This window comes from Mesorhizobium sp. P2_F8, from assembly GCF_056403655.1.
Genome location: NZ_JBFUFB010000007.1, coordinates 438,105 through 464,506, shown reverse-complemented (window position 1 = coordinate 464,506; position 26,402 = coordinate 438,105). Strand labels below are relative to the sequence as shown.

Annotated in this window: 26 protein-coding genes and 1 tRNA gene; 20 read left to right on the top strand and 7 right to left on the bottom strand. The window is 61.9% G+C overall.

Annotated features, from left to right (window positions below; translation table 11 throughout):
* The coding region (locus AC1DZP_RS20100) for a porin (protein ID WP_477304814.1) at positions 1-206 on the bottom strand (206 nt) is incomplete at its 3' end.
* A 451-nt stretch (positions 207-657) separates the two neighbouring features.
* On the opposite strand from AC1DZP_RS20100, the gene AC1DZP_RS20095 reads away from it, so the two are divergent.
* Both AC1DZP_RS20095 and AC1DZP_RS20090 read left to right on the top strand, forming a co-directional pair.
* Positions 658-748, top strand: a tRNA-Ser gene (locus AC1DZP_RS20095).
* 150 nt (positions 749-898) lie between these two features.
* The gene (locus tag AC1DZP_RS20090) at positions 899-2,074 is read left to right on the top strand and encodes a porin (protein WP_477226233.1); all 1,176 of its coding nucleotides are present in this window, start codon (positions 899-901) and stop codon (positions 2,072-2,074) included.
* A 190-nt stretch (positions 2,075-2,264) separates the two neighbouring features.
* Here AC1DZP_RS20090 and AC1DZP_RS20085 read toward each other — a convergent pair whose 3' ends face one another.
* Entirely contained in the window at positions 2,265-3,932 is a 1,668-nt protein-coding gene (locus AC1DZP_RS20085) for a tetratricopeptide repeat-containing sulfotransferase family protein (RefSeq protein WP_477304812.1), read from the bottom strand.
* A 119-nt stretch (positions 3,933-4,051) separates the two neighbouring features.
* Between AC1DZP_RS20085 and AC1DZP_RS20080 the strand changes: the two genes are divergently transcribed.
* The gene (locus AC1DZP_RS20080) at positions 4,052-5,164 is read left to right on the top strand and encodes a pyridoxal phosphate-dependent aminotransferase (protein ID WP_477304811.1); all 1,113 of its coding nucleotides are present in this window, start codon (positions 4,052-4,054) and stop codon (positions 5,162-5,164) included.
* Positions 5,165-5,272: 108 nt separating this feature from the next.
* Here the strand turns inward: AC1DZP_RS20080 and AC1DZP_RS20075 are convergent, their stop codons facing one another.
* Positions 5,273-6,268, bottom strand: a complete 996-nt coding sequence (locus tag AC1DZP_RS20075; RefSeq protein ID WP_477304809.1) for a bifunctional helix-turn-helix transcriptional regulator/GNAT family N-acetyltransferase — start codon at positions 6,266-6,268, stop codon at positions 5,273-5,275.
* Positions 6,269-6,424: 156 nt separating this feature from the next.
* Here AC1DZP_RS20075 and AC1DZP_RS20070 point away from each other — a divergent pair, with 156 nt between their 5' ends.
* The 8 genes from AC1DZP_RS20070 to AC1DZP_RS20035 all read left to right on the top strand — a co-directional run bounded on the left by AC1DZP_RS20070 (position 6,425) and on the right by AC1DZP_RS20035 (position 14,326).
* Positions 6,425-6,709 carry an acylphosphatase gene (locus AC1DZP_RS20070; protein WP_477304807.1) on the top strand — a complete coding sequence of 95 codons (285 nt, stop codon included), beginning with the start codon at positions 6,425-6,427 and terminating at the stop codon, positions 6,707-6,709.
* Positions 6,710-6,781: 72 nt separating this feature from the next.
* Positions 6,782-7,441 (top strand): TetR/AcrR family transcriptional regulator, encoded by a 660-nt coding sequence (locus AC1DZP_RS20065; RefSeq protein WP_457153681.1) that lies wholly within the window; start codon positions 6,782-6,784, stop codon positions 7,439-7,441.
* Positions 7,442-7,504: 63 nt separating this feature from the next.
* Positions 7,505-8,668: an isovaleryl-CoA dehydrogenase gene (locus AC1DZP_RS20060; protein WP_095086637.1), complete on the top strand. Its 1,164-nt coding sequence runs from the start codon at positions 7,505-7,507 to the stop codon at positions 8,666-8,668.
* Between the two features lie 157 nt (positions 8,669-8,825).
* A complete protein-coding gene (locus AC1DZP_RS20055; RefSeq protein WP_477304804.1) occupies positions 8,826-9,653 on the top strand; it encodes a DUF1444 family protein in 828 nt (275 codons plus the stop codon).
* Between the two features lie 9 nt (positions 9,654-9,662).
* On the top strand, positions 9,663-11,270 hold the full coding sequence (locus AC1DZP_RS20050; RefSeq protein WP_477304802.1) for a carboxyl transferase domain-containing protein: 1,608 nt from the start codon (positions 9,663-9,665) through the stop codon (positions 11,268-11,270).
* Between the two features lies 1 nt (position 11,271).
* Positions 11,272-11,799 carry an O-acetyl-ADP-ribose deacetylase gene (locus AC1DZP_RS20045; RefSeq protein WP_477304800.1) on the top strand — a complete coding sequence of 176 codons (528 nt, stop codon included), beginning with the start codon at positions 11,272-11,274 and terminating at the stop codon, positions 11,797-11,799.
* Positions 11,800-11,973: 174 nt separating this feature from the next.
* Positions 11,974-12,297, top strand: coding sequence for a hypothetical protein (locus AC1DZP_RS20040; RefSeq protein ID WP_477226224.1), 324 nt, complete (start codon positions 11,974-11,976; stop codon positions 12,295-12,297).
* A gap of 46 nt (positions 12,298-12,343) precedes the next feature.
* Positions 12,344-14,326 (top strand): acetyl/propionyl/methylcrotonyl-CoA carboxylase subunit alpha, encoded by a 1,983-nt coding sequence (locus AC1DZP_RS20035; RefSeq protein ID WP_477304798.1) that lies wholly within the window; start codon positions 12,344-12,346, stop codon positions 14,324-14,326.
* 86 nt (positions 14,327-14,412) lie between these two features.
* Here AC1DZP_RS20035 and AC1DZP_RS20030 read toward each other — a convergent pair whose 3' ends face one another.
* Complete coding sequence (locus tag AC1DZP_RS20030; RefSeq protein ID WP_457153860.1) at positions 14,413-15,534, bottom strand: ABC transporter substrate-binding protein; 1,122 nt, start codon at positions 15,532-15,534, stop codon at positions 14,413-14,415.
* Between the two features lie 424 nt (positions 15,535-15,958).
* A complete protein-coding gene (locus AC1DZP_RS20025; protein ID WP_010915070.1) occupies positions 15,959-16,225 on the bottom strand; it encodes an SEL1-like repeat protein in 267 nt (88 codons plus the stop codon).
* Between the two features lie 448 nt (positions 16,226-16,673).
* Between AC1DZP_RS20025 and AC1DZP_RS20020 the strand changes: the two genes are divergently transcribed.
* From AC1DZP_RS20020 to AC1DZP_RS19995, 6 genes are all read left to right on the top strand, one after another.
* Positions 16,674-17,015: a DUF2147 domain-containing protein gene (locus tag AC1DZP_RS20020; RefSeq protein ID WP_477304796.1), complete on the top strand. Its 342-nt coding sequence runs from the start codon at positions 16,674-16,676 to the stop codon at positions 17,013-17,015.
* Positions 17,016-17,242: 227 nt separating this feature from the next.
* Positions 17,243-17,401: a hypothetical protein gene (locus AC1DZP_RS20015; RefSeq protein ID WP_457154343.1), complete on the top strand. Its 159-nt coding sequence runs from the start codon at positions 17,243-17,245 to the stop codon at positions 17,399-17,401.
* Between the two features lie 39 nt (positions 17,402-17,440).
* Entirely contained in the window at positions 17,441-17,635 is a 195-nt protein-coding gene (locus AC1DZP_RS20010) for a hypothetical protein (protein ID WP_095081732.1), read from the top strand.
* A gap of 116 nt (positions 17,636-17,751) precedes the next feature.
* Positions 17,752-19,215, top strand: a complete 1,464-nt coding sequence (locus AC1DZP_RS20005; protein ID WP_477304794.1) for an AMP nucleosidase — start codon at positions 17,752-17,754, stop codon at positions 19,213-19,215.
* Positions 19,216-19,495: 280 nt separating this feature from the next.
* Positions 19,496-20,518, top strand: coding sequence for an endonuclease/exonuclease/phosphatase family protein (locus AC1DZP_RS20000; RefSeq protein WP_477304792.1), 1,023 nt, complete (start codon positions 19,496-19,498; stop codon positions 20,516-20,518).
* A 149-nt stretch (positions 20,519-20,667) separates the two neighbouring features.
* Positions 20,668-21,174 carry a GNAT family N-acetyltransferase gene (locus AC1DZP_RS19995; RefSeq protein ID WP_477304790.1) on the top strand — a complete coding sequence of 169 codons (507 nt, stop codon included), beginning with the start codon at positions 20,668-20,670 and terminating at the stop codon, positions 21,172-21,174.
* A gap of 67 nt (positions 21,175-21,241) precedes the next feature.
* Here AC1DZP_RS19995 and AC1DZP_RS19990 read toward each other — a convergent pair whose 3' ends face one another.
* Positions 21,242-21,841, bottom strand: a complete 600-nt coding sequence (locus AC1DZP_RS19990) for a DUF922 domain-containing protein (RefSeq protein WP_477304788.1) — start codon at positions 21,839-21,841, stop codon at positions 21,242-21,244.
* Between the two features lie 60 nt (positions 21,842-21,901).
* Positions 21,902-23,581, bottom strand: a complete 1,680-nt coding sequence (locus AC1DZP_RS19985) for an electron transfer flavoprotein-ubiquinone oxidoreductase (protein ID WP_477304786.1) — start codon at positions 23,579-23,581, stop codon at positions 21,902-21,904.
* Between the two features lie 220 nt (positions 23,582-23,801).
* Here AC1DZP_RS19985 and AC1DZP_RS19980 point away from each other — a divergent pair, with 220 nt between their 5' ends.
* The 3 genes from AC1DZP_RS19980 (at position 23,802) to AC1DZP_RS19970 (ending at position 26,340) form a co-directional block, all read left to right on the top strand.
* The gene (locus AC1DZP_RS19980) at positions 23,802-24,446 is read left to right on the top strand and encodes a hypothetical protein (RefSeq protein ID WP_095081741.1); all 645 of its coding nucleotides are present in this window, start codon (positions 23,802-23,804) and stop codon (positions 24,444-24,446) included.
* A gap of 50 nt (positions 24,447-24,496) precedes the next feature.
* Positions 24,497-25,369, top strand: coding sequence for a uracil-DNA glycosylase (locus AC1DZP_RS19975; protein WP_477304784.1), 873 nt, complete (start codon positions 24,497-24,499; stop codon positions 25,367-25,369).
* Positions 25,370-25,527: 158 nt separating this feature from the next.
* Positions 25,528-26,340, top strand: coding sequence for a helix-turn-helix domain-containing protein (locus AC1DZP_RS19970; RefSeq protein ID WP_477304782.1), 813 nt, complete (start codon positions 25,528-25,530; stop codon positions 26,338-26,340).
* Positions 26,341-26,402 lie beyond the last annotated feature (62 nt).

Below are 26,402 nucleotides of genomic sequence, written 5' to 3'. Positions count from 1 at the left end.
CCGCCGATGTCGTAACGGACATAGCCGCCGATGCGCAGGCAGGTTTCGGTGCCGGGGATGTAGAAGTAGCCAGCGCCGTAGACGTCGCAGATCTTGACGTATTCAGCGGGCTCCGGCTCGGCGACGACGACGGCGTCGGCGGCGCGCGCACCGGAAACTGCGAGCAGAGCCGCAGCGGAGCCGAGGAGAAGGCTCTTGATGTTCATTTTCTGACCTCCAGTCAAAAGTTAAAAAACGGGTCTGGGTATTCTTTGCTGAAGGACAGCGTTCCCTGCCCCATCCCCACTACCGAAAAAGATGCGCACCGCGCCGCTCCTTCGAATTCGACATTACCCATGAGACGGCGGCGTTCAACCACGATCGTACCGGCGAAAGGGCTGTTCGGCTGCTATCCCCTGGCGTTGTTGCACAAATGACACGATTTGGCCTCACTCAGAAAGCTCTCGTTAACCATTGGGGCCGCGGCAACCGCTTGTTTCCAGCCGAATCCGACAATCGGCCGACGGAATCATGGCAAGGCGCCGAGTCGCCAGCCAGGAAACTGCCGCAGAACCGCCGCATCGAAGGAAAGCCGCAGCTCGGTGCGTTCTTATTTTTCCATATAATGACGCGGGCTTGTTGATTGTGCCGGCGCTTTTCTTTATCCAGCGGCGCAACGGAGAGGTGGCCGAGTGGTCGAAGGCGCTCCCCTGCTAAGGGAGTAGAGGTCAAAAGCTTCTCGTGGGTTCGAATCCCATCCTCTCCGCCATCTCTGCCTGCCTCGAAGGCGGCCAATCAAAAATCATCCTATTAAATCAGATAGATAGGCAGGCAATCCGTTGCCGTCGGAACGCAACTCCGTGCCAAAAATGCACTGAAGGCAACGCTGTTTTGTTCGATTCTGACTGGAGGTCAGAAAATGAACATCAAGAGCCTTCTCCTCGGCTCCGCTGCGGCTCTGCTCGCAGTTTCCGGTGCGCGCGCCGCCGACGCCGTCGTCGTCGCCGAGCCGGAGCCCGCTGAATACGTCAAGATCTGCGACGTCTACGGCGCTGGCTACTTCTACATCCCCGGCACCGAAACCTGCCTGCGCATCGGCGGCTATGTCCGTTACGACATCGGCGGCGGCGACGTCGGCTCGTTCGATGGCGCGCGTGCCGAAAACCAGCTTGGCGATCCCAAGCTGCAGGACACGTGGGCAAAGAACACCCGCTTCACGCTGAAGACCTGGACCGGCCAGGAAACAGAGCTGGGCACGTTGAAGACCTACACCGAAACCCGCATCCAATTCGGCAACTCCAACGGCTATGGCGACGCATACGGCAATGATGCCCACAACAAGGGCATCACGCTGAACTTCGCCTGGATCCAGCTCGGTGGTCTCCGCGTCGGTAAGGACGAATCGGCCTTCAATACGTTCATCGGCTACGCCGGCGAAGTCATCCAGGATACGATCGTCCCCTATGGCGGCTTCGACACCAACGTCGTCCAGTACTATTTCGACGGGGGCAACGGCTTCTCGGCCGTCGTCTCACTCGAAGAAGGCTCCAGTGATGCTGGCGCTGCCACCTTCGACGGGGCCGGCAACTATCTCTTCAACGCGAATTCCGGCAACGACACCATCGACAGCTACGTTCCGGACGTCGTCGGCGGCGTGAAGTACACGCAGGGCTGGGGTGCCATCACCGGCGTGGCATCCTACGACAGCACCTGGGAAGAGTGGACCGGCAAGGTTCGCCTGGACGTGAAAGCGTCTGACGCCCTGACGCTGTGGATCATGGGCGGTTATGGTTCGGACGATCACATCGACCGCAACTTCTACAAGCAGTGGGGCGGCAACTGGGCAGTTTGGGGCGGCGGCACCTACAAGTTCAACGAGAAGACCTCGTTCAACGCTCAGGTGTCGGCTGATGACGACAAGAACGTCGGCGTCGCGGCCAACATTGCCTACGACATCGTCCCCGGCTTCACGGTCACGGGCGAAGTCGACTACAACCACGATGGCAAGTTTGGCGATGCCGACAATCGCAACTGGGTCAACGCCGACAAGAAGAACAGCGTCGGCGGTATCCTCCGCTTCCAGCGCTCGTTCTAACAAGGTTTCGGCTTGTCGAAATCGAAAACCCGGCGGGCAACCGCCGGGTTTTTTCAGGACTTTGCGCGACCATTGCATGCGGTTCTGCAGTTCGCGGTCCTAACTTTGGTTCGGCCTCGATAGCGCAGGTCTCAGACGCATCGCGCGCTTCAGTACCCACAAAGCTCGTTCGCAAGTTTCGGAATTGGGACTATTTGTCCGCCAGGTCGCCCAATGCATCAATCAGCGGCTGAATTTCATTTTCATAATTCTTCCAGCGTTTGACGGACGACCTGTAAATCGGTTGACGGACCTGCCAGCGGCTTGGCGTGTTGACCGAACCATCCCTGTCGAAAAAGCGCAGGCAGGCGTCGTCCCAAGGCAACCCAAGATAATCTATAAGCCGACGAGACTGTGCTTCCTGATCCTCGACCAACGTTTCGTACTGATTCTCGAAGATCAGGCCCGGGAAAATCTCATTCCAATGCCGCATGAGGCGGTCATATTCGCGATAGTACAGGCCGAGTGCCTTCAGGTCGGCGTTGTAACTGTGCCCCTCGCCGAATCTCTGGACAAAACAAGAGACGCAATTGTCGATGGCGTCACGACGGCAATGAATGATGCGCGCGTTGGGAAAAAGAACGGCGATAAGACCGATCAGTTCGAAATTATGAGGCATCTTATCCACGATCCGAAGCGCGGAAGGTGCCCGCTCCCTGAGATAGGTCAGATGCTCTTCGGCCAACGTTCTGGACAGGTCTTTTGTGATCGACGCGATCACCTGGTCTAAACGTCCGGCCGATGACTTTTTGAGGTCGATCGCATTCGCGACTCTTCTGATTTTGCTCAGTTCCCCTGCGCCATGGACATCGGGATGACTGGCGCAAATCTGTTCCGTAAGCGTCGTTCCCGAGCGAGGCATGCCGACCACGAAAACAGGAACGTCCGAAGGACTTCCGTAACCGGACCTGGCAGCCAGCATCTCAGGCGTGAAGGTCTCGATCAGTGAGTCCGTCCAGCGACGGTATTGGTCGATGTCGAAGATGCGGCCTGAGGCCTGCTTGGCCTTCTTGAAATGGTCGAATGCATCCTTATAGCGCTTGAGGTCGTTCAGCACCTTGCCGGCGGCCAGATGGAGCCTCTCTAAACCGTCCGGATCAAGCTTGGCATTGCCGAGTTCACGAATGATGGATTGGAGTTCCTTTGGCTCTTCGGTGAACTTTTGCGTCTGTACAAGATCGTTGTAGGCAGTCGGCACTGCGATGCCACGTTCGATTGTTTCCTTAAGATAGACGGCGGCCTCGTCCATGCGCCCCAGGCTGCTGAGCGCGCGAGCCAGTCCTGTCCGCACCTTGGGATGATCGCGGTTGGTCTTCAGTGCCTTTTCATAGAGCGGCAGAGCCATCTCGGGCTTATCAAACTGGATATAGGCATCCCCCAATGCGCAAAGTGCTTCGACGAGGTTCGGCTGCAACTCCAAGGCATACTGCATATGTTCGATTGCTGGTGAAAACTCACTGACCTTCACGTAGCCCGAGGCCAGGCCAAGGTGGTAGTAGGGGTTCTTTGGCTCCTCGTTGAGTGCGCGTGCGAAATACCGCAAGGCCGCCTCATCGTCGTAGCCTATGCACACGGTCCCCAAAATATACAGGGCGAGTGGATGGTTGGGCGTACGCGCCAGCACCCGAAGGCACAGGTCCTGAGCCTCGTTAAGCCGCTTGGCCTGTTGAAGCTGGTACGCCTGCTCGAGCAGCGCGTCGTCTGCCTGTGTACGCGAAAGCGGATTTGCTTGCGGCAGATTTTGCTGCGGGAACTTGGGTTTCGGCCCGGTTTGGGCCTTCAGGTGCTTGGACCAGGCTGGCGGCAGACGGTTGTTCATTGTGTCTCGCTAGCAAAAAGAGACGAAGGAATCCAGCATTACGGTTGCAGGCCGCGGGCAACTTGCACCGACCATGCGGGCAGGCTAGCAAGAAGGCCCGTTTCAAGCGAGCTTCCTCCATGCGCCCACATCCTCCCCTAACTCCGCTCGTCGCAGCGCTTCCCTCGACGGTGCCTTTTGTTGGTCCCGAGGCGCAGGAGCGCGAGCGTGGCCGCGCTTTTCGCGCTCGCATCGGCGCCAATGAGAGCAGTTTTGGTCCTTCGCCGCGCGTCATCGAGCGCATGGCTGGAATTGCCCGCGACATGTGGATGTATTGCGATCCCGACAATCACGACCTGAAGGTGGCGGCTGCCGCGCATCACGGCGTCAAGGTCGAAAACGTCGTGGTCGGCGAAGGCATAGACGGGCTGCTCAGCCTGGTGGCACGCATGTACGTGGCGCCCGGCGATGCCGTGGTCACCTCGCTCGGCGCCTATCCGACCTTCAACTTCCATGTCGCCGGTGTCGGCGGGCGGCTGGTCACCGTCCCCTATGAGAACGACAGGGAAAGCCTGGACGGCCTGCTCGCGGCTGTGCGCAAGGACAAGGCGCCGCTGGTCTACCTGTCCAATCCGGACAATCCGATGGGCAGTTGGTGGGAGGCCGACGAGCTCATCCGCTTCATCGAGGCGCTGCCGGAAACCACCATGCTGGTGCTCGACGAGGCCTATGGCGAACTCGGACCAGCCTCGGCACTGCCGCCGATCGATATCTCGCGGCCGAACATCATCCGCATGCGCACCTTCTCGAAGGCCTATGGGCTCGCCGGAATACGCTGCGGCTATGCCGTGGCCGAGGCCCAGGTGATCCGCGATTTCGAGAAGATCCGCAACCACTACGGCGTCAGCCGCATGGCGCAGATCGCCGGCGTCGAGGCGCTTGCCGATCAGGACTATCTGCGGAACGTGGTGGCGCGCGTCGCGGCCGGCCGCCGACGCATCGCCGGCATAGCCGAACAGAACGGGCTGAAGCCGGTGACCTCGGCAACCAATTTCGTCACCATCGACTGTGGTGGTGATGGCGCCTTCGCGCTGAAAGTGCTGCAGGGCCTGCTGTCACGCGACGTCTTCATCCGCAAGCCGATGGTGCCGGTGCTCGATCGCTGCATCCGCGTCAGCGTCGGCCTGGATCACGAACTGGACATTTTCGCCGAGGAACTGCCCGGCGCGCTGGCGGCGGCACGAGGGAATTAGAGCTGTTTCATCCCGATGGAATCGGGATGGGCGCCGTTTTTCTTTGAGCATGAGCTTTACCGAAAACCGGCTCCCACTTTTCGGGATCATGCAAGGCCGGGTCGCGCTTTACAAATCCAGCTCCCAGGTCTGGCCGGTCAAGTCCTTGCCAAAGCTGTGGTGGCGCTCCTCCGAGACCAGCCTGAAACCGGCGCGCTCATAGATCGCGCGCGCCGCGACGAGGATGTCGTTGGTCCACAGCACCAATCGCTTGTAGCCGCATGCGCGGGCCTGGCTCACGCAATCCGCGACCAGGCGCTTGCCGATGCCCAGGCCGCGTGCCGCCGCCTCGACGTGCAGCATCCTCAGCTTGGCCACCTCGTCGTCCAGATGAACCAGGAACACAGCGCCAACCGGCTCCCCGCTGCCGCGTTCGGCAATCCAGCAGAAATCGCGGCCGGGCACGAAATTGCGAATGAAGTCGGCGCCGATTTCGGCAAGCATGGCTTCGAACTGGATGCTCCAGCCATATTCATCGGCGTAGAGCTGGGCCTGCCGCTGCACGACCCAGCCGACGTCGCCGACGCGGTGCGGCCGCAAAGTCACCGCACCGTTTTCGCTGGCGGGATCACCCAGCAATTCCCCGGCCTTGCGCAAGGCGCCGCCCAGTTCGTGCAGCCTGTCGTCGGGGATGCTTTCGATCAGCCGCGCCGTGTCCCGATCAGCCGCCGCCTGAAGCCTCGCAAGAGCGGCCTCGCCCCTGGGCGTCAGCGAGAGAACCCTTCGGCGCCGGTCGGCGGGATCCGTCCGGGCCTCGGTCAGCCCCTCGCCGGCAAACTTGCGCAAGATCCGCGTCAGATAAGCGGCATCGACACGCAACTGGCTGGCGATTTCGGAGGCCGCCGGGCCGTTCTCCAGCCGAAATGCTCCGGCCAGGAAACCGCGTTCGCCGGCGATCTCGGCCGAAGCCGGGCGGCTGTGGTGGCCGAGTTCGAACAGCACCCGCGCCTCGGTCAAGGTGAACGCGCTCTGGGTCAAGGTCTCGTCGAGAAGGCCGACGGTGCGGGTGTAGAACCGGTTGAAGTGGCGGATCTGCGCCACCAATCCGTTGCGTTCATCCAACATCTGCGTCCAACCCCGATATGGCAGCTCCATTTTCCCAAATTAATGGACTGAGTCAACTAAATTCCAAACCCGAAGAGCCCGACGTCGTGCACGCAATTCAGGTTGCATTCCCCGCGCCATACGCCAGATTCCAGAGAGACAGGCTTGGAGAGATTCATGGCTGGTCATCGCAGGGAAGTACGGGCGCGCGTTTACGGCGACGTGCAAGGCGTCGGCTTCAGGATCTGGGTTCGGGGCGAGGCCACAAGCCTTGGTCTAGCGGGCTGGGTTCGCAATGAAGCGGACGGATCAGTAACGACCCAGATTGCAGGATCCGATGAAGCGGTCTCGGCAATGATTGGGCGACTGTGGAAAGGGCCGTCCGCGGCCTCGGTTTCGAAGGTCGATGTCGAGGAGTTGGCAGCCGGAAACGCCTCTGTGGGGTTCAGGATTGTCGTATGACGACGGATTTGGCTCGGGGACCCTTGAATTAATTGAACGTTCGTTTTATTATTGTTGCGCAAAGGGGCTGACATGGCGCGCACCACCGGATCCGACGGCGAAAAGACCGAAGCGACCATCCGCGAGGCGGCCGTCAATCTGATCGCGCGGTTTGGCTACGAGGCGATGTCGATGCGCCAGCTCGCCGCTGAAGTCGGCGTGCAGGCAGCGGCGCTCTACCGCTATTTTCCGACCAAGGAAGGGCTTCTGTTCACGCTGATGCGCGAGCATATGGAAGGCCTGACCGATGCATGGGAAGCAGCCCGCCCGACCAGCACGGACCCCGTGCAGCGGCTCGCCGCCTATGTCGAAAACCACATCGCTTTTCACATCGAACGTCGGCATGCCACGCATGTGTCGAACATGGAATTGCGCAGCTTGTCGCCCGAAAGGCTGACGCAGATCCTGCGCCTGCGCACGGCCTACGAAAAGGAGCTGCGCGCCATCCTGCGCGATGGCGCCGAGGCCGGCGTCTTCAACATCGATGACACCGGGCTGACGGCCATGGCGCTGATCCAGATGATGACCGGCGTCATCGTCTGGTTTCGGCCGGGCGAGCGGCTGTCGATCACTGAAGTGACGGCGACATATCTTTCAATGACAATGCGCCTGGTTGGAGCAGAAACCGCCGGCGAGACGACCCATGGCAGCGCGCGCGCCCTTGGACGCGCGAGAGACACCGCAGCACTTTGATTTCGCGTATGCTCCTTCGAAGATCGAGAGGGATCTTCGGGGTCATGCGGGCAGGAGGAAAGCATGTACACGAACACGCTCAGCTTCGGGCATGACGAGGATATCGAGGCGCTGCGCGATATGGTGCGGCGCTTCGCCCAGGACAGGATCGCGCCGGTCGCCGCCGATATCGACCGCTCGAACGAATTCCCGGCGCATCTGTGGGGCGAACTTGGCGCGCTCGGGCTGCTTGGCATCACCGCCGACCCCGATTTCGGCGGCAGCGGCATGGGCTATCTTGCGCATGTGATCGCTGTCGAGGAAATCTCCCGCGCCTCGGCTTCCGTCGGCCTTTCCTACGGCGCCCACTCCAATCTCTGCGTCAACCAGATCAACCGCTGGGCGACGCCGGCGCAGAAGGAGAAATTTCTCCCTGCGCTTTGTTCCGGCGAGCGCGTCGGTGCGCTGGCGATGTCGGAATCCGGCGCCGGCTCGGACGTCGTCTCGCTCAAGCTGCACGCCGAAAAGCGCAATGACCGCTATGTGCTCAACGGCACCAAGATGTGGATCACCAACGGGCCGGATGCCGGGACGCTGGTCGTCTATGCCAAGACCGATCCGGATCGGAAATCGCGCGGCATCACCGCCTTCATCGTCGAGAAAGCGATGGCCGGGTTCTCCGTGGCGCAAAAACTCGACAAGCTCGGCATGCGTGGCTCCAACACCGGCGAGTTGGTGTTCGAGAATGTCGAAGTGCCGTTCGACAATGTGCTGCATGAGGAAGGTCGCGGCGTCGAGGTGCTGATGTCGGGCCTCGACTACGAGCGCACCGTGCTCGCCGGCGGGCCGATCGGCCTGATGGCGGCATGCCTGGACGTGGCGATCCCCTATGTGCACGAGCGCAAGCAGTTCGGCCAGCCGATCGGCGAATTCCAGCTGGTTCAGGGCAAGCTTGCCGACATGTACACGACGATGAACGCCGCGCGCGCCTACGTCTATGCCGTCGCCGCCGCTTGCGATCGCGGCCAGACGACGCGCAAGGATGCCGCCGGCTGCGTGTTGTTTGCCGCCGAAAAGGCAACGCAGATGGCGCTCGATGCTCTCCAGCTGCTGGGCGGCAACGGCTACACCAACGACTATCCGACCGGCCGGTTGTTGCGCGACGCCAAGCTCTACGAAATCGGCGCCGGCACCAGCGAGATCCGCCGCTGGCTGATCGGGCGGGAAATCATGGCGGAGGGGGTGTGATGTCGCCGCGCAAAGACTTGAACCGCGTCCGTGACAATGTGGATTGCTCGCCACGGCAAATAGCTGTCTCTTCAACCACTGCGGCATACGGAGATAGGCGAGGCGCAAGATGGTTCCGCGACCAGTGCATCCCGTGAACAGGCGCAGGCTATTGTCGATGATTCTTTCCACGCTCTTTGCCAGCCTGCCGCGGCGAGCCAAGGCACAGAAGCAGCGCTTTCCCGACATAGCGGAATTCAGAGGCCTTGTGATTGCCGCCATCAGGCGGCAACCGGGTGAAGACAGTGTGGCTGCGGATCCATCTGATCCGGCGAGGATCAATTCGAAGATCGACGATGTCGAGTTAGGGTCGGATGTCACGAACCTGTTTGGCTACTTGAATTCGTACCCCGATGAAGACGCCGACGCCGCCATAGAGCGGTTTGCCCGAGCTTTGGCGGAAGCTCAACTCTCCAAGATCGGAGAGAACAATCTCGTCGCCGTGATCCGAACCCAACAGTATATCGATCAACTCAAAACGATGGGTATGGATCTGCTGTATGAGCCGTTGGTTGGCGAACTTGCGGTCGTATACATGGCCGACCTTCCCGACTCGCTATCACCCGTTGCGCCAAAGGATTTCCCCGCACGGGCGCTGTCTGATTTGCGCGTTATAGCGCTGAACAACGTCAAAAAATGGCTGCCCAAAATCGTCTCCGACGGCGGGTCCGATATCCTTCATCTGTACTACGTCGACGGCAATACGATGCTTTCAACGAGCCTCGTTCTGCTCGATGAATTCTGGCTTTCGATCAGTGCGAAATTCCCCGGCGACGTCTTGTTCGCGGTGCCGCGTCGTGACCAATTGTTCGTCTTTGACGCAAGCAATCCGAAGGCGCAAAACGCGGCCAGGCAGACAATAGACGTTACATTCAAGGATGGCTTCAATCTGCTGTCCGACAAGATTTTCGAGCGCCGTAACGGCAAGCTCCTGGCTCAAGCGTAGAGTTTGGCAATGGCGGTATTGCAAACCCAGATCTCCCCGTCCTCCGACACCTTTCGCGCCAATGCCGAGCGCATGCAGGCGCTGGTCGCCGACATTGCGGACAAGGCTGCAAGCGTCGAGCGCGGTGGCTCGGAGGAGGCGCGCGAACGGCACGTCTCGCGTGGCAAGCTGTTGCCGCGCGAGCGCCTTGCGCAGTTGCTGGATGTGGGCTCGCCCTTCCTCGAGATCGGCCAGTTCGCCGCGTGGTCGATGTATGGCGAGGAGATTTCCGCGGCCGGCATGATCGCCGGCATCGGCCGCGTCGAAGGCACCGAGGTGATGGTCGTCGTCAACGACGCAACGGTGAAGGGCGGCACCTATTATCCTCTGACCGTGAAGAAGCATCTGCGGGCGCAGGAGATCGCGCTGCAGAACAATCTGCCTTGCATCTATCTGGTCGACAGCGGCGGCGCCAATCTGCCCAACCAGGACGAGGTGTTTCCCGATCGCGAGCATTTTGGCCGCATCTTCTACAACCAGGCCAACATGTCGGCGGCCGGCATCCCGCAGATCGCCTGTGTGATGGGTTCCTGCACGGCGGGCGGCGCCTATGTGCCGGCGATGTCCGACGAGACGATCATGGTGCGCAACCAGGCGACCATCTTCCTCGGCGGCCCGCCGCTGGTGAAAGCGGCCACTGGTGAAGACGTCAGCGCCGAAGACCTCGGTGGCGCGGACGTGCACACGCGGCTTTCCGGCGTTGCCGACCACTATGCGCTGGATGACGACCATGCGCTTGCCATCTGCCGCCGTATCGTCAAAAACCTGAATCGGAACAAGACTGTACGGCTGCACTTGCAGAAATCGATTCCGCCGCTTCACGCAGCCGATGAGCTCTACGGCATCGTGCCGACGGACCTGCGCCAACCCTATGACGTGCGCGAAGTGATCGCGCGCATCGTCGATGGCTCCGAATTCGACGAGTTCAAGCAGAACTACGGCACCACGCTGATCACCGGCTTTGCCCATCTCCATGGCATGCCGGTCGGCATCATCGCCAACAATGGCGTGCTGTTCTCCGAGAGCGCGCTGAAGGGCGCGCACTTCATCGAATTGTGCTGCCAGCGCAAGATCCCGCTGGTCTTCCTGCAGAACATCACCGGCTTCATGGTCGGTCGGAAATACGAAGCGGGCGGCATCGCCAAGGACGGCGCCAAGCTGGTGATGGCGGTGGCCACCGCCAGGGTGCCGAAGGTGACTGTCATCATCGGCGGTTCGTTCGGCGCCGGCAATTACGGCATGTGCGGCCGCGCCTATTCACCGCGCTTCCTGTGGATGTGGCCGAACGCCCGCATCTCGGTGATGGGCGGCGAGCAGGCAGCGACGGTGCTCGCCATGGTCAAGCGCGAAGGCATCGAGCGCAAGGGCGGCGAATGGGGCGCCGAGGAGGAGGCAAAATTCAAGAAGCCGATCCTGATGAAATACGAGCATGAGGGCCATCCGCTCTACTCGTCCGCCCGCCTTTGGGACGACGGCATCATCGACCCGGCGAAGACGCGCGACGTGCTGGCGCTCAGCCTGTCCGCCGCGCTCAACGCCGAGATCGAAGAGACGCGCTTCGGCGTGTTCAGGATGTGACATGAACGACCATCTGCGGATCCAGGTTCATGCCGGCGACATCACCAAACTGGTAGTCGACGCCATCGTCAACGCCGCCAACACCTCGCTTCTCGGTGGTGGCGGGGTCGATGGTGCTATTCATCGCGCGGCCGGCCGAGAGCTCGAGTTCGAATGCCGCATGCTGAACGGATGCAAGGTCGGCGAAGCCAAGATCACCAAGGGTTACAAACTTCTCGCGCGGCACATCATCCACACGGTCGGGCCGGTCTGGCAAGGCGGCGGCAAGGGTGAAGCCGAACTACTGGCCTCTTGCTATATCCGCTCGCTCGAACTCGCCACGGCCAATGATTGCCGCACGGTGGCGTTTCCGGCGATCTCGACGGGTGTCTACCGCTACCCGAAAGATGAGGCGACGCAGATCGCCGTCGACACGGTCAGCACGTTCATCGAGAAACGAACAATGCCGGAAACCGTCACCTTCTGCTGCTTCGACGACCAAACGGCTGAACTATACCGGCAGGCCGTTGCTGCCCTGCGAAAGGGCTGAACTGCATGGGCCAACCGATTCACCAGCATAGGCAAACTCGAATCTCGGCTGGCGAGCTGGCGGGGAGGCAAAATATTCGCTATCGCTCATCCTGCACAGTGCAATGGGGACAGGGCGGAAATGAAACTGAAATATTGCCGAAAGACGATTGCGTCGATACTTGCAAGTTTGCTTATGTTCGCAACTCATGGCGTCGGCTCGGCGGAATCGCTGGCAGGCAAGATGGGCGACAAGCGGTTTTCTCCGACCTTGTCGCTCGACCCGAAGGAAGCCTGCTACAAATCCTACCTCGCATATATCGCGGCGAGTGGCCATTCAGCCTACGCCACGACGTTCTATTCACGCGTCGTCGATCTCCACATTTTCTGCAGCGTAAAGCTGAACGCACCTTCGCAGAAGGCCGCCGAGGAGACTGCGTTACGTATCTGTCGGAGCGGCTTCGTCAGGTGGAAGGTCAAGACCGCAAGCGGCGGCTGCGCGATCGCTGCGTCGAAGTAAGCCGGCGGCCAGACTGGCGCCGCCCGAGGCAGACCCGGGAGGCTCCATGTTCGCCAAGATCCTGATCGCCAATCGCGGCGAGATCGCTTGTCGTGTGATCCGCACGGCGCGCAAGCTGGGCGTGCACACCGTCGCCGTCTATTCGGATGCCGATGCGAAATCCCTGCATGTCGAGTTGGCCGACGAAGCCGTGCGCATCGGCCCCTCGCCCGTCGGCGAAAGCTATCTGCGTGGCGACAAGATTGTCGCCGCGGCCCTGGCGACGGGCGCGCAAGCCATCCATCCCGGCTACGGCTTTCTGTCGGAAAACCCCGATTTCGTCGACCAGGTGGTGGCGGCGGGGTTGGTTTTCATCGGTCCGTCGGCGGCCTCGATCCGGGCCATGGGGCTGAAGGATGCCGCCAAGCGGCTGATGGAAAAGGCCGGCGTGCCGGTGGTGCCGGGCTACCATGGCGAGGCGCAGGAAATCGTGCTGCTGGCCTCCAAGGCGCGCGAGATCGGCTATCCCGTGCTGATCAAGGCGCGTGCCGGCGGCGGCGGCAAGGGCATGCGCCGGGTCGAGCATCCCGATGAGTTTTCCGAGGCGCTGTCCAGTGCGCGCCGCGAGGCAAAGGCCGCTTTCGGTGATGACCGCGTGCTGGTCGAGAAATATGTCGACAAGCCGCGCCATATCGAGGTGCAGGTGTTCGGCGACAACTTCGGCAATGCGGTGCATCTCTACGAACGCGACTGCTCGGCGCAGCGCCGCCACCAAAAGGTGATCGAGGAAGCCCCCGCACCCGGCATGACCCCGGCGCTGCGCAAGGCGATGACGGATGCGGCGGTGAAAGCCGCCAAGGCGATCAATTATTCCGGCGCCGGCACCATCGAGTTCATTGTCGATGCCTCGCAAGGCCTGAAGGCCGACCGCTTCTGGTTCATGGAAATGAACACCCGCCTGCAGGTCGAACACCCGGTCACCGAAATGGTCACCGGCACCGACCTGGTCGAGTGGCAGTTGCGGGTCGCCAGCGGCGAAAAGCTGCCGAAGACGCAGAACGAGATCGCGCTTTCCGGCCATGCCTTCGAGGCGCGCATCTATGCCGAGGATGCGACAAAGGGGTTCCTGCCGGCGACCGGCACCTTGCATCATCTGAAGTTTCCGGACGCGCCCCCTGAAGGCGCCGCGATGCGCATCGAGACCGGCGTGCGGGCCGGTGATGCCATCTCGCCCTATTACGACCCGATGATCGCCAAGCTGGTCGTCCACGCAAAGGACAGGCAGACGGCCCTGGAAGCGCTCGGCGCGGCGCTGTCGCAAACCGAGATCGCCGGCTCGACCGTCAACACCGCCTTTCTTGTCGCTCTGGCCGCCGATCCGGACTTTGCCGCTGGCGATGTCGACACCAGCTTGATCGCCCGGCATCAACCGGCACTGACCGAGGTCGCGCCGCCGAGCGACGAGACCGTTGCGGCAGCCGCGCTTGCGGCTTCGGGTGCCGGCGCATTGCCGTCGTCGAGCGACCCCTGGTCGTCGCTTGCCGGCTACGCGCATTTCCACAGCGTGGCCCGCCGCACACGGCTGAAGTTCGGCGAAATCGATATTGCGGCAAGGGTTTCGATGCGACCGGACGGGCGGTTCCAGGTGGCGCTGGACGAGCCCTACGACAACGCCAACGCGCATGATTTTCGCGCCACGCCACGCCTCGCCCGCTGGCCCGGCCATATCACGGTGTTCGAAGGCGCCGTTGGCTATACCTTTACCGTGCCGGACCCGCTGGCGCGGGCGGATGAGGCGGCGGCAGGCGCCGGCAGCCTGCGCGCGCCGATGCCGGGGCTGGTCAAGCAGGTGCGCGCGGCAAGAGGCGATGCGGTGATCAAGGGCCAGCCGCTGCTGATCCTTGAAGCGATGAAGATGGAGCACACCATCGCCGCGCCGCATGACGGGGTGATCGCCGAGATTGCCACCGAAGGCGCGCAGGTCACCGATGGGACGGTGCTGGTGCGGTTCGTCGAGGACCAGAGCGCCCCGACCGCAGCCGCAAGCTGACAGTCGAAAGGGAACGACTAATTACAAAGAAAAATGGCCGGGACGAACCGGCCATTTCCTTATGCTATGTGGTCGCCAGGCGACGACTACTGCGCGATCGGCGCGTATTTGCCATCGTGCCACTGGTTGATGTCATAGCTGGCGTTCTTGAGGTCGCCCTTTTCGTCGAAGGTGACGTTGCCGACAACGGTGCTGATCGGCGTGCCGTTCTTCAACGCTTCGGCAACCTTGCCCGGATCGTCGCTGCCGGCGCGCTTGACGCCTTCGGCGAAAGCCTGGACCACCGCGTAGGAGAACAGCGTGAAGCCTTCCGGTACGAAGCCGCCGGCCTTGATCTTCTCGACGGCAGCCTTGGCTTCAGGCTTTGCCTGCGGATCCGACGGGAAGACGAACATGGTGCCCTCGCCGGCCGGGCCGGCAACCTGCCAGAATTCCGGCGAAGCGATGGAGTCCGGCATGATCAGCTGGAACTTCAGGTTCTGTTCCGCCGACTGGCGCAGGATCAGACCGGCTTCAGGATGATAACCGCCGAAATAGACGACGTCCGCCTTCAGATCCTTGAGCTTGGTGACGAGAGCCGAATAGTCCTTCTCGCCGGCATTGATGCCGTCATAATACACCTCCTTGAGGCCACCGGCATTCATGGTTGCCCTGACGGCGTCGGCCACGCCCTGTCCGTAGGCACTCTTGTCGTGCAGGACGACGACGTTCTTGCCGGCAAACTTCTTGGCGATCCAGGGGCCGATGAAGGCGCCCTGCGCATCGTCACGGGTATAAAGGCGCATGATCGTCGGCCAGCCGGCCTTGGCCGCCGCGTCAGTCAGCACCGGGTTTGACGAGGCCGGGCTCATCATCAGGGCGCCGGCTTCGGCATAGACGGCAGAGGCCGGAATGCTCGAACCCGAACAGGCATGGCCATCGACGAACTTGACGCCATCGGCGACGATGCGGTTGGCGACCGACACGGCCTGCTTGGGATCGCACTGGTCGTCCTGGATACTCAGCTTGATCTGGCGACCGTCGACACCACCCGCCGCATTGATCGCGTCAGCAGCGGCCTGTGCGCCCTGCTTGAACTGATCGCCGATGGTGGCGAGTTGTCCGGTCATCGGACCGACCACCGCAAAGGTGAGGTCGTCGGCGAATGCGACCGGCGCACTCATCATCAGGCCAAAAACGGCCGCGCTCAAAATACTCATTTTTTTCATGGTGATAGAACTCCTCCACTCACGCGCGGCCGCCCGGCCGCGCTTCTTCCAGAGAGGCGGGACAATTTCATCCTTCACCGGGCCTGTCTAGGCGCATCGGCAGCACTCGATTGGGCCTGCAAGACGTCATCCACGCAAAAAAGCCACGCCAGCCTTGTTTCGGCTGGTCGTGGCTTTTTTGCTCGTCAAGCGGCCCCAAGCGCCCCCGCGCCCCGAAATCCCGCTCGCCTTCCCCGCATCGCGCGACTAAGCCAGGCCGGCCTGTTGCGTTCTTCTTATATCTTTGTTTGAGCCTGGTTCCGAAACCATGCTCCAGGTCGTCGACCGTCTTGCGCGGCCTTCCATTCCGCCGGGTCTGGCCGTCTGTGCGGTCTTGATCCCGGGCTTCCCTGTCTTGGATAGGTCTATCCGCGGTCGGCGGATCTCAGTGCATGGTCATCCATTCGCGAGCTTCGCGAAGCGCCTTGGCGATCTCGACCTTCGACATCGCAGCCGACAGTTCCGAGCGCAGTTCCGCAGCGCGGGCCGAACCCTTGATCGCGGCGATGTTGAACCATTTGTGGGCGGCAACGACATCGGTCTCGCAATCGCGGCCGGTCGCATACATCATGCCCAGTTCGAAAAGAATGTCGGCCTGGGCAGTTGCCCCCATGGCGCCGAAGCCTGCTTCAAGCATTTCAAAACGTGCCATTTCAATCCCCTGTTCTTGGCCCTGTCTGGCTCCCGAGAGCTGCCTTCGTTTGTCCTTGCGGGCTGCTCTTCCGATGCTTTCGAGAATGCCGTGGAGGCTTGAATCCGTCGTTAAATGGCGTGCTTAATTTGAGGAAAACAAAGCTAAAACAAGAGGTAAACGCCGAAATTCGTTAAGGATACAAAGCCAGCGATCACGCCGGTTTTCCTCAAATTCGACGAAAATTTTCGTGGCGGGTATCAACACTCCGCTAACCACGGGAAACAAACACGATCCGCGGATGCTTTCCTTTCTTGCCCGTGCGGCCCGCGTCGGCGCCTTCAGAATCCCGGAATCTTACGCGGCGGCACCACTTTTGTTTTGCCGGGAGCTGGATTAGCTTACGTTTGCGTAAGCGGCAGACCGGCGAGGCGGAGCGTCGGGCCGCAAATCCAAAGGGAGGAAGCCCATGTTTCGAAAAGTGAGCCTGGCCCTGGTGGCCACATTGATCATGGCGGGTGCGGCGTGGGCCGATCCGATCGAAGGCAGTTGGAAGACACAGGCGGGAGATACCGCAGCCATCGCGGGCAGCGACACGTTTTCCATCACGCTCAAGTCCGGCAAATTTGCCGGCAAGACCATCGGCTCGCTCAAGGCCGCCGGCGACAACAAATATGCCGGCAACATCACCGATCCGGCAAACGACAAGACCTATTCAGGCAAGGCGACATTGTCGGGCACCTCGCTCAAGATGAGCGGCTGCGTGTTCGGCGGACTGATCTGCAAGAGCCAGACCTGGCACAAGCTCTGATCGACCGCATCCTCACGACATGAAAACGGGGCCTCGATGGGCCCCGTTTTTATTTGCCCTGGCGCTAGGTGCCCATGCGTGGTTCGCCTCGCACCGCACCCGCCGGAACTAACGCCGGCACCGTCAGAAACCCCATCAACCAATTTGAACCGCAGATGAACGCCGGCATCAGAGCCGGTTCAGTCGCGCTCGGGCATTCTCCTGCGTGTTGAAGGAGACACGACCCAATGCTTGCTCGCCGCTTCACCATCGTCTGCCTGCTGATGAGCCTGTTTGGAATGTTCTTCGCCATCCTCGTCGCCGAAACGGGCCGTCCCGCCCGCGCCTGGGACGAAGCCAGTTCCAGGACCTGCCACCTCGCCTGCCCCACCCATCTTCGCAACTGAACAAAGAAACCAAGACCTCGAAAAGAAAAGCAGAACACCATGAACCGCATCGCCGCCAACACTCTCAAGACCCTTCGGCTTCTGCCGCGGGCGGCGCTTATCCTGATGGTTCTGGCTGCTCCGGTTCTGGCCGTGCCGATGATGCGCGCCGATACCGGTTCGACGATCGAAGCGCCCGCTTTGAGGAAGTCCGGTGTCGGCTTCGTGCTCCTGGTCAGCCTGCAGCGCGGTTGAAGAAAAAGGACGCTTTGGCCGCCTTCGGTCGCGACACCCCTCCCAAGAGCCGATCCAAGTCTCTATATTGAGCCATGGAAAAGCGAATCTACCCACAAGCCATCGAATCGGTCGTCATGCCGGAGCCTTTTGGCCGGCAAAGCTTTGATAGCCCCAAAAAGGCCGTCGCCGCACTGCAGGCGTTGTACGACCGCAACACCAAGTTCCTGCGCGATTCCTTCGCGGCACTGGCGACAGCGGGCGGCGACAACAGCAAGCGCTACCGCGCCTTCTACCCCGAGATCGGTGTCACCACCAATTCGTTCACCCAGATCGACTCGCGCCAGGCCTACGGCCATATGCCGACGCCGGGACATTTTTCGACCACCGTCACCCAGCCGGGCCTGTTCGAGAGCTACCTGGTCGAGCAGTTGCGCCTGATCATGCGCAATCATGGTGTCGCGGTCACCGTGTCGGAATCGACCACCCCTATTCCGCTGCACTTCGCCTTTCTTGAAGGCACCCATGTCGACGGCTCGGCCGCCGAGCGCATCAAGCGGCCGATCCGCGACCTGTTCGACGTGCCGGACCTCGACGGCACCGACGACCAGATCGCCAACGGCACATTCGAAGTGGCCTTCGGCGAACCACGGCCATTGGCGCCCTTCACGGCGCAGCGCATCGACTATTCGCTGCACCGCCTGTCGCACTATACGGCGACCACGCCGCAGCATTTCCAGAACTTCGTGCTGTTCACCAATTACCAGTTCTACATCGACGAGTTCGTTGCCCGGGCGCGCGACCTGATGGCCGGCGGCGGCGGCGGATATAGCGAATTCGTCGAGCCGGGCAATGTCATCACCAAGGGCGGGCAAAGCGCACCCAGCGAAGGGGTTGCGCCGCCACGCCTGCCACAGATGCCTGCCTATCATCTGAAGAAGCCGAACCATGGCGGCATCACCATGGTCAATATCGGCGTCGGGCCTTCCAACGCCAAGACCATCACCGACCATATCGCGGTGCTGAGGCCGCATGCCTGGGTGATGCTTGGCCACTGCGCCGGGCTGCGCAACACCCAGGCGCTCGGCGACTATGTGCTGGCGCATGCCTATGTGCGCGAGGATCACGTGCTTGACGACGACCTGCCGGTCTGGGTGCCGATCCCGCCGCTGGCCGAGATCCAGGTTGCGCTGCAGGAGGCGGTTGCCGAAGTCACCGGCCTGTCCGGCTATGACCTCAAGCGCATCATGCGCACCGGTACCGTCGCCACCATCGACAACCGCAACTGGGAGCTGCGTGACCAGCGCGGACCGGTGCAGCGTCTGTCGCAGTCGCGCGCCATCGCGCTCGATATGGAATCGGCGACCATCGCGGCCAACGGCTTCCGCTTCCGCGTGCCCTACGGCACGCTGCTGTGCGTTTCGGACAAACCCCTGCATGGCGAACTGAAGCTGCCCGGCATGGCGACCGAGTTCTACAAGCGGCAGGTGGCGCAGCACCTGACCATCGGCATCCGGGCGATGGAGAAACTCGCGGAAATGCCTATGGAGCGGCTGCATTCGCGCAAGCTGAGAAGTTTTTCGGAGACGGCGTTCCAATAGGCCGATCGCGCATCGCCTAGAGCGTGTCTCGTTGAAACCGCTGCGCACTTTTGGGCGACATGCATTTGTTTTATGCATGTCGTTGCCCCAAAACCACTAGGCACTTTTGGGCGACATGCATTTGTTTTATGCATGTCGTTGCCCCAAAACCGCTGGGCACTTTTGGGCGACATGCATTGGGCATCCAGTCATCTTGATTGGGCCGCATTTTTGCCGATAACCGTGCAGCACCACAGTTGGCAACCCGTGCAGACCTGAGCCGATGAGACGCAGTCGAGACATGGCAGCTTCACTGGCATTCATCGCGATGATGATGTTCTCGGTTGCCTTGGTCGCCGGGTTCTTCGGCGCCTTGCACCCGGCCTTCGATTCCTTCTCGCATTTCCGCGTTCATCTTGCCGTGCTGATGGCGCTTTGCGCGCTGCCGCTGCTGGCCACGACATTTCGCCTGCAAGCCGCCGCTGCCTTGCTCTTTGCCGTGGCGGCCTTTGCCACGACAATCAGCGCGCTGCCGCAGCTGTGGCCGGTGGAAGCGGTCGCCAAGCCGGCTGGCCAGATGGTCTACAAGCTGCTGCAGATGAACCTGCGCTACGACAATCCAACGCCGAAGAAGGTGCTGTCGCTGATCGGCCGGACCAATCCCGACGTGATCACCCTCGACGAGGTGTCGGCGATGTGGACGACCGAGCTTGGCTATATCAGCAGCGCCTATCCATACCGGATCCTCTGCCCCTACCCCAACGGCATATTCGGCGTGGCGTTGCTCTCGCGGCGGCCCTTTGCCGCCGGCACCGAGCCGCATTGCGAGCGGCGCGGCGCCATGGCGACAGCGACCGTCGACTTCGGCGGCATTGGCGTCGATGTTGCGGCGATACATCTCAGCTGGCCTTGGCCACGCGAGCAGCACTGGCAGATCGGTGAGCTTACCGAATCGCTCTCATCGCTCGGCGAGACAGCCATCATGGCGGGCGACTGCAACGCCGTGCCATGGAGCGCCGCAGTGCGCCGCGTCGCCGCGCTCGGCGGGCTGACCGTCATGCCATCTGCCGGACCGACCTGGACATACATCAAGCTGCCGGACTTCCTGCGGCGTTTCGCCGGCCTGCCGATCGACCAGGTTTTCAGCAAGGGCGGGGTGACCATTCATTCCGCGACACGGCTGGAAGAAACCGGCTCGGACCATCTGCCGGTGCTGGTCGAGTTCACGCTCAGGCTGAACGAGCAAAAGCCGACCGACGAACACGAGACCGCGACTGTGTCGCTGACATCGGCCGGAGATTCGCGAAACGGATATCGGGGTTAGAGGCCGTTTGAAGATGGTTCTTCCGACAACCGGATACCACTTTTTGGGATCATGCCCTACGGTCAGAGTTTGGACCCTTGGCGTGTTCGATTTGACATCGCTCGATGGTCCGCCGAAGGTCGGCCAGCTCAACATACGGGGTGCCGTGCATGTCCCCCACCTTCATCGTCAGACGCGCCACGCCAGAGGACGAGCCTGGGGTAAGCGAGTTGCTTCTCGCTTCATACCCCGGCCTGATGCGAACGGCATATGATCAGACCGTTCTTGAAGCTGCGCTGCCTTTGATAACTCGCGCAAACCCTGCGCTGCTTTCGGCTGGCACCTACTATCTCGCGGTCAATGAAGATGGCTTTGCCGCCGGCTGCGGCGGTTGGTCCCGGGAACGTCCGGGAAGCTCCGAGGTGAAGCCCGAGCTCGCGCACATCAGACATTTCGCCACTCGTCCCGAATGGCTGGGCCGCGGGATCGGGCGCCAGCTTTACCGGCGTTGCGAAGAAGATGCACGCTCGTCCGGTGTGCGCCGTTTCGAATGCCAGGCAAGTCTCAACGCAGAAGGGTTCTATGCAGCCTTGGGCTTCATCTCGGTAGGGCGGATCGAAGTGCGCATTGGCCCTGGGCCGATGTTGCAGTCCGTCTTGATGGAACGGACCATTTGACTGTCAAGCCTGGCGCTCTGTGCTCGTTCCCGTCGACCGGGCAGCCAATTTGAGTGAGTTTTTGCCCCTAAGGCCGCTCCAGGGCCTCGACCAGATATTCCACGTGACCGCCTTCTCGGTGTTCGCGAGCGTCGAAGGCATTCTGCCTGGCTTCATAGTCGACAAAAACCGCGTCGATCCGCCGCCGCGCCTCACGCCGTGCCTTGGAACACTGGGAGTCATTGGGGATTGTCAGGCCCCTGAGCGACTTCTCGGTCGCACGCATCATCTGCCTGGCAATGTCGCCATGGGTCTCCTCATGCGTGCGAACGCCGGCGAAGAAACGCGCCCAGCGCTTGTCGAGGGCCGGCGGGAGGGCGGACGCGACACGGGGGTAGGTAAAATTCAGGTTGAGCGTTCCGTTGACTTGCCCGATGCGGCAGGTGCCCTTGACCTCAACAAGGTCGAACTCCCAAGCCTTTGTATAGCTGGTCTGTGCGATGGCGCGAGCCATGAAGCCATGCCTCGGCCCGTTGCGGTCCATGGACTCGATCAGAGCCTCTCCGGTCTTGCCGGAGATGTCGTATGTCTGCGTCTTGACCAGGATTTTTACGCCTGCCGATGCAGCCGTCGCGGAACCGCACAAGGCGCTGACGATCGCCAGACCTGAAAGAATGAGCAAGCGCATATCCGGCTCCTTTCCAACGACGACGAGTTGACTGGCGGCACAGTGCCGCCGGCGCGGGTCTCACATGCCTTGGTAGACCGGGCCCTCGCCGCCCTGTGGCGGGACCCAGTTGATGTTCTGGTTCGGATCCTTGATGTCGCAAGTCTTGCAGTGGACGCAGTTCTGCGCGTTGATAACGAAGCGCACATCCTTCGCCGCCGGATCGGCGGCGGCGTTGCCATCCTTGTCTACCCACTCATAAACGCCGGCCGGACAATAGCGCGTCGAGGGTCCGGCAAAGACATCGTGTTCGGAGCGCTGCTGCAGGGCCATGTCGCCGACCAGCAGATGCACCGGCTCGTTTTCCTCGTGATTGGTGTTCGACAGGAACACCGAGGACAAGCGGTCGAAGGTCAGCACGCCGTCGGGCTTCGGATAGGCGATCTTCTGGTGCTGGGCGGCAGGTTCAAGTGTCGCATAGTCGGCCTTGCCATGCTTCAGCGTGCCGAAGGGCGAGACGCCGAACAGCGTGTTCAGCCACATATCGAGGCCGCCGAGACCGACGCCGACGATGGTGCCAAAGCGCGACCATAGCGGTTTGACATTGCGCACCTTCTTCAGGTCCTTGCCGATGTCGGTCGCCCGCCAGGCCGCTTCGTAGGAGGAGAGCTCGTCATTGGCGCGACCGGCTCCGATCGCCTCGGCGACATGTTCGGCCGCCAGCATGCCGGACAGCACCGCATTGTGTGAGCCCTTGATGCGCGGCACGTTGACGAAACCGGCCGCGCAGCCCATCAGCGCGCCACCGGGGAACGACAGTTTCGGCACCGACTGCCAGCCGCCTTCGGTGATGGCGCGCGCACCATAGCCCAGGCGCTTGGCACCCTCGAAGGTGCCTCTGATCGCCGGATGCGTCTTGAAACGCTGGAACTCCTCGAACGGCGACAGCCAGGGGTTCTTGTAATTGAGGTGGAGCACGAAGCCCACCGCCACCTGGTTGTCCTCGAGATGGTAAAGGAACGAGCCGCCGCCGGTCTTCATGTCGAGCGGCCAGCCGAAGGAATGCTGGACCAGCCCCGGCCGGTGGTTTTCCGGCTTGACCTGCCAGAGTTCCTTGAGGCCGATGCCGTATTTGCCGGGCTCGCGGCCATCGGACAGCTTGTATTTGGCGATCAACTGCTTGGCGAGCGAACCGCGCGCCCCCTCGCCGATCAGCACATATTTGCCCATCAGCGCCATGCCAGGCGCAAAGCCCGGGCCGTGCGTACCGTCCTTCTCGACGCCCATGTCGCCGGTGACGACGCCGGTGACGGCGCCTTCCTCATTGTAGAGCAAGTCGGCCGCGGCAAAGCCCGGATAGATCTCGACGCCAAGCGCCTCGGCCTTGGTCGCCAGCCAGCGGCAGACATTGCCCAGCGAAACGATGTAGTTGCCGTGATTGTTCATAAGCGGCGGCATCAGGATATTGGGCAGACGGAACGAGCCGGCCGGACCAAGCACCAGGAAATGATCGTCGGTCACCGGCGTCTTGAACGGGTGGCCTTCCTCGTCGCGCCAGCCCGGCAGCAGCCGGTCGATGCCGATCGGATCGACGACGGCGCCGGAGAGGATATGGGCGCCGACTTCACCGCCCTTTTCGAGGACGACGACCGAGAGTTCGGGATTGACTTGCTTGAGGCGGATGGCGGCGGCGAGGCCGGCCGGGCCGGCGCCGACGATAACCACGTCGAATTCCATGCTTTCGCGTTCGATGTCGTTCATCTACCCCTCCGCACTGGCTTATCCCATTCGGGTATCTTGCTGGCTCCCGCGCTGCATAGCGCATCAATTGGCGACAGGAAACCGGCGCATACGTGACAATGCCGTTTTGGCCAAAAAGTCGCGCATCGCGTGGGCTTAGTGGCTGTTTTCGTCTTGCAGAGCCGTCTGCGCCTACGTTTTTAATTGTTCGACGGCTCGCTTATCGGCCATACTTCATACCATGCGCATTCCTGGGCCAGGCGGCTTTTCATCGACGCGCTTTCCATCGACGCCCGGCCGGGCCTGCCGGGCGCTTCTTTTGGCCCTTCCGATGCTGGCACCGGGTCACGTCGCCGCGGACGAGGTGAAAGTCTGGGCGACGGGCGCCTACTCCTTCTCCGACGAGCTCGGCGGCTTCCACATCACCGGCGCTTCGGGCATCGGCACCAAGGACGATCCGCTGGTCATCACCGAAGAGCTGAATTCGTCAACCCCGGTGACGCTCACCATTCGCACGACAAAGCCGATCCAGGCCTTCGGCAAGGCCGGCGAATTCGCCAATGGCGTCATGTATATGCGCATCGACGTGCTCAACAACAGCGGCCAGGCCTGGGTCGAATTCCAGTTCGAGCTGCAGGAAATCCTGAACCAGCCAAGCGTGTTCGGCGACGGACTTTCGTTCGACCAGCGCAACAAGACACCCGACAATATCTGGTCGAGCTCTTTCGCAGATTTCGATCGCGATTTCGAACCCTATGACCGCCTGCTGTTCAAGAACGGCAAAGTCGACCCTCTGAAAACCGCCAGGTTCGAATTCCTGATGACCGACTATACGCCGCGCTGGACGTTCTATCTGGTGCAGGACCCACGCATACCTACGGGCTAGAGCAAGCGGCCAGCCTTGCAAATTCCCGTCATGCGGACGAATGTGCCGCCATGACTGCCGCTTCCCCAAACAACAGACAGGACCTTGCCGACCTGCTGGCCTTTTATGCCAGCGCGGGTGTCGACGAGGCGCTTGAAGACCAGCCGGTGAACCGGTTCGCCGAGGCGCCCAAACCGGCAGAGCGGCCGCCGGCGCCGTCCACCGACGCCGTTGCGCCACCTGGTTCGACGAACGCGTCGCGCCCCGCGCCGGCCGACAGAGCAAATCCACCGCCGGTGGCGCGTGCACCGTCGATAACCGCTGCGGTTCCCGACGAGGCGCAGGCGGCGCTGGCGCGCCACTTGGCAACGACGGCAACGACCCTGGACGAGCTTCGCCAGCACATGGCGGCCTTCGACGGCTGCAATCTGAAGGCCACCGCCAAGAACCTGGTGTTCGCCGACGGCAACCCGGAGGCCGCCGTCATGCTGGTGGGCGAAGCGCCCGGCCGCGACGAGGACATCGAGGGCCTGCCCTTCGTCGGCCGCTCGGGCCGGCTGCTCGACCGCATGCTGGCGGCGATCGGCCTCGACCGCACTTCGGTCTATATCGCCAACGTTATTCCGTGGCGGCCGCCGGGCAATCGCACGCCGACGCCGCACGAGACCGAGATCTGCCGGCCGTTCATCGAGCGGCAGATCGAGCTGGTCAATCCGAAGGTGCTGATCAACCTCGGCGGCCCGTCAGCCAAGACCTTGCTCAACACTTCGGAAGGCATCTTGCGGCTGCGCGGCAACTGGCGCGTCCACACGACGGCTTCCGGCATCGCCATCCCGGCCATGCCAACGCTGCATCCGGCCTATCTCCTGCGGACCCCCGCGCACAAGAAGCTGGCATGGCGGGATTTTCTCGAGGTGAAGGCGAAACTGCGGGCACTCGCCTAAAAGCGCGTCGCATTGAAACAGATTCAGGCGACGCGCTTTGGTCTTTGTTTTTATGCATGTTTGCTGCCCCTAAACCGAGGCCCCTTTTGGGCGACATGCATCAGCGATGACCTCGCAGGTAATTGAAATACGGCTCTCGCCGGCCTAGTCATTCGCTCATGACAACACCCCAAAATTCCGCCGGCAGCCTCATTCGGGAATGGCGCACCCGCCGCCGCATGAGCCAGCTCGACCTCGCCATGGAAGCCGAAATCTCGCAGCGCCATCTGAGCTTCGTCGAGAGCGGGCGTGCCGCGCCCTCGCGCGACATGGTGCTGCATCTGGCCGAGCAATTGTCGATCCCGCTCCGGCAGCGCAACCAGTTGTTGCTTGCCGCAGGCTTTGCGCCGAGCTTCGGCGAGCGGTCGCTCAGCGACACGACGCTGGCGCCGGCGATGGCGGCCGTCGAGATCGTGCTCAAGGGACACGAGCCCTTCCCGGCGCTCGCCGTCGACAGGCACTGGAACCTGGTTTCGGCGAATGCCGCCATCGCTCCCTTCCTTGCCGATGTCAGCGAGGCTTCGCTGCTGACGCCGCCGGTCAACGTGCTTCGGCTCAGCCTGCATCCGGGCGGCATCGCACCGCGCATCGTCAATCTCCAGGAATGGCGCACGCACCTGCTCGAGCGCCTCAAACACCAGAACGACGCCAGCGGCGACCCGGTGCTGATCGACCTGGAGCGCGAACTGCGGACTTATCCGTCCGGCTTGAACGGCAGCCGGCCGGCGCCGGTCGAGCCGAATGCCATAGTGCACCCGCTCAGGCTGGCGCATGGCGATCAGGTGCTGTCGTTCATCAGCACCATCACAGTGTTCGGGACGCCGCTCGACGTGACGCTGTCGGAACTGGCGATCGAATCGTTTTTTCCGGCCGACGAACAGACGAGGACGGTGCTGGTGCGACTGGCGAAGGAGCGGGCCGAACGATCGTAACAGGGAAGCCTGACCCGGCCCTTCGCTATCGCTCCGGGCGTTCGTCGTTCGGAAAGCCAAGC

Excerpts from the sequence above, each read along its gene's own strand:
- AC1DZP_RS20090 (WP_477226233.1), top strand. The coding sequence starts at position 899 with ATGAACATCAAGAGCCTTCTCCTCGGCTCCGCTGCGGCTCTGCTCGCA.
- AC1DZP_RS20085 (WP_477304812.1), bottom strand. The coding sequence starts at position 3,932 with ATGAACAACCGTCTGCCGCCAGCCTGGTCCAAGCACCTGAAGGCCCAA.
- AC1DZP_RS20080 (WP_477304811.1), top strand. The coding sequence starts at position 4,052 with ATGCGCCCACATCCTCCCCTAACTCCGCTCGTCGCAGCGCTTCCCTCG.
- AC1DZP_RS20075 (WP_477304809.1), bottom strand. The coding sequence starts at position 6,268 with ATGTTGGATGAACGCAACGGATTGGTGGCGCAGATCCGCCACTTCAAC.
- AC1DZP_RS20070 (WP_477304807.1), top strand. The coding sequence starts at position 6,425 with ATGGCTGGTCATCGCAGGGAAGTACGGGCGCGCGTTTACGGCGACGTG.
- AC1DZP_RS20065 (WP_457153681.1), top strand. The coding sequence starts at position 6,782 with ATGGCGCGCACCACCGGATCCGACGGCGAAAAGACCGAAGCGACCATC.
- AC1DZP_RS20060 (WP_095086637.1), top strand. The coding sequence starts at position 7,505 with ATGTACACGAACACGCTCAGCTTCGGGCATGACGAGGATATCGAGGCG.
- AC1DZP_RS20055 (WP_477304804.1), top strand. The coding sequence starts at position 8,826 with ATGATTCTTTCCACGCTCTTTGCCAGCCTGCCGCGGCGAGCCAAGGCA.
- AC1DZP_RS20050 (WP_477304802.1), top strand. The coding sequence starts at position 9,663 with ATGGCGGTATTGCAAACCCAGATCTCCCCGTCCTCCGACACCTTTCGC.
- AC1DZP_RS20045 (WP_477304800.1), top strand. The coding sequence starts at position 11,272 with ATGAACGACCATCTGCGGATCCAGGTTCATGCCGGCGACATCACCAAA.
- AC1DZP_RS20040 (WP_477226224.1), top strand. The coding sequence starts at position 11,974 with ATGTTCGCAACTCATGGCGTCGGCTCGGCGGAATCGCTGGCAGGCAAG.
- AC1DZP_RS20035 (WP_477304798.1), top strand. The coding sequence starts at position 12,344 with ATGTTCGCCAAGATCCTGATCGCCAATCGCGGCGAGATCGCTTGTCGT.
- AC1DZP_RS20030 (WP_457153860.1), bottom strand. The coding sequence starts at position 15,534 with ATGAAAAAAATGAGTATTTTGAGCGCGGCCGTTTTTGGCCTGATGATG.
- AC1DZP_RS20025 (WP_010915070.1), bottom strand. The coding sequence starts at position 16,225 with ATGGCACGTTTTGAAATGCTTGAAGCAGGCTTCGGCGCCATGGGGGCA.
- AC1DZP_RS20020 (WP_477304796.1), top strand. The coding sequence starts at position 16,674 with ATGTTTCGAAAAGTGAGCCTGGCCCTGGTGGCCACATTGATCATGGCG.
- AC1DZP_RS20015 (WP_457154343.1), top strand. The coding sequence starts at position 17,243 with ATGCTTGCTCGCCGCTTCACCATCGTCTGCCTGCTGATGAGCCTGTTT.
- AC1DZP_RS20010 (WP_095081732.1), top strand. The coding sequence starts at position 17,441 with ATGAACCGCATCGCCGCCAACACTCTCAAGACCCTTCGGCTTCTGCCG.
- AC1DZP_RS20005 (WP_477304794.1), top strand. The coding sequence starts at position 17,752 with ATGCCGGAGCCTTTTGGCCGGCAAAGCTTTGATAGCCCCAAAAAGGCC.
- AC1DZP_RS20000 (WP_477304792.1), top strand. The coding sequence starts at position 19,496 with ATGGCAGCTTCACTGGCATTCATCGCGATGATGATGTTCTCGGTTGCC.
- AC1DZP_RS19995 (WP_477304790.1), top strand. The coding sequence starts at position 20,668 with ATGTCCCCCACCTTCATCGTCAGACGCGCCACGCCAGAGGACGAGCCT.
- AC1DZP_RS19990 (WP_477304788.1), bottom strand. The coding sequence starts at position 21,841 with ATGCGCTTGCTCATTCTTTCAGGTCTGGCGATCGTCAGCGCCTTGTGC.
- AC1DZP_RS19985 (WP_477304786.1), bottom strand. The coding sequence starts at position 23,581 with ATGAACGACATCGAACGCGAAAGCATGGAATTCGACGTGGTTATCGTC.
- AC1DZP_RS19980 (WP_095081741.1), top strand. The coding sequence starts at position 23,802 with ATGCGCATTCCTGGGCCAGGCGGCTTTTCATCGACGCGCTTTCCATCG.
- AC1DZP_RS19975 (WP_477304784.1), top strand. The coding sequence starts at position 24,497 with ATGACTGCCGCTTCCCCAAACAACAGACAGGACCTTGCCGACCTGCTG.
- AC1DZP_RS19970 (WP_477304782.1), top strand. The coding sequence starts at position 25,528 with ATGACAACACCCCAAAATTCCGCCGGCAGCCTCATTCGGGAATGGCGC.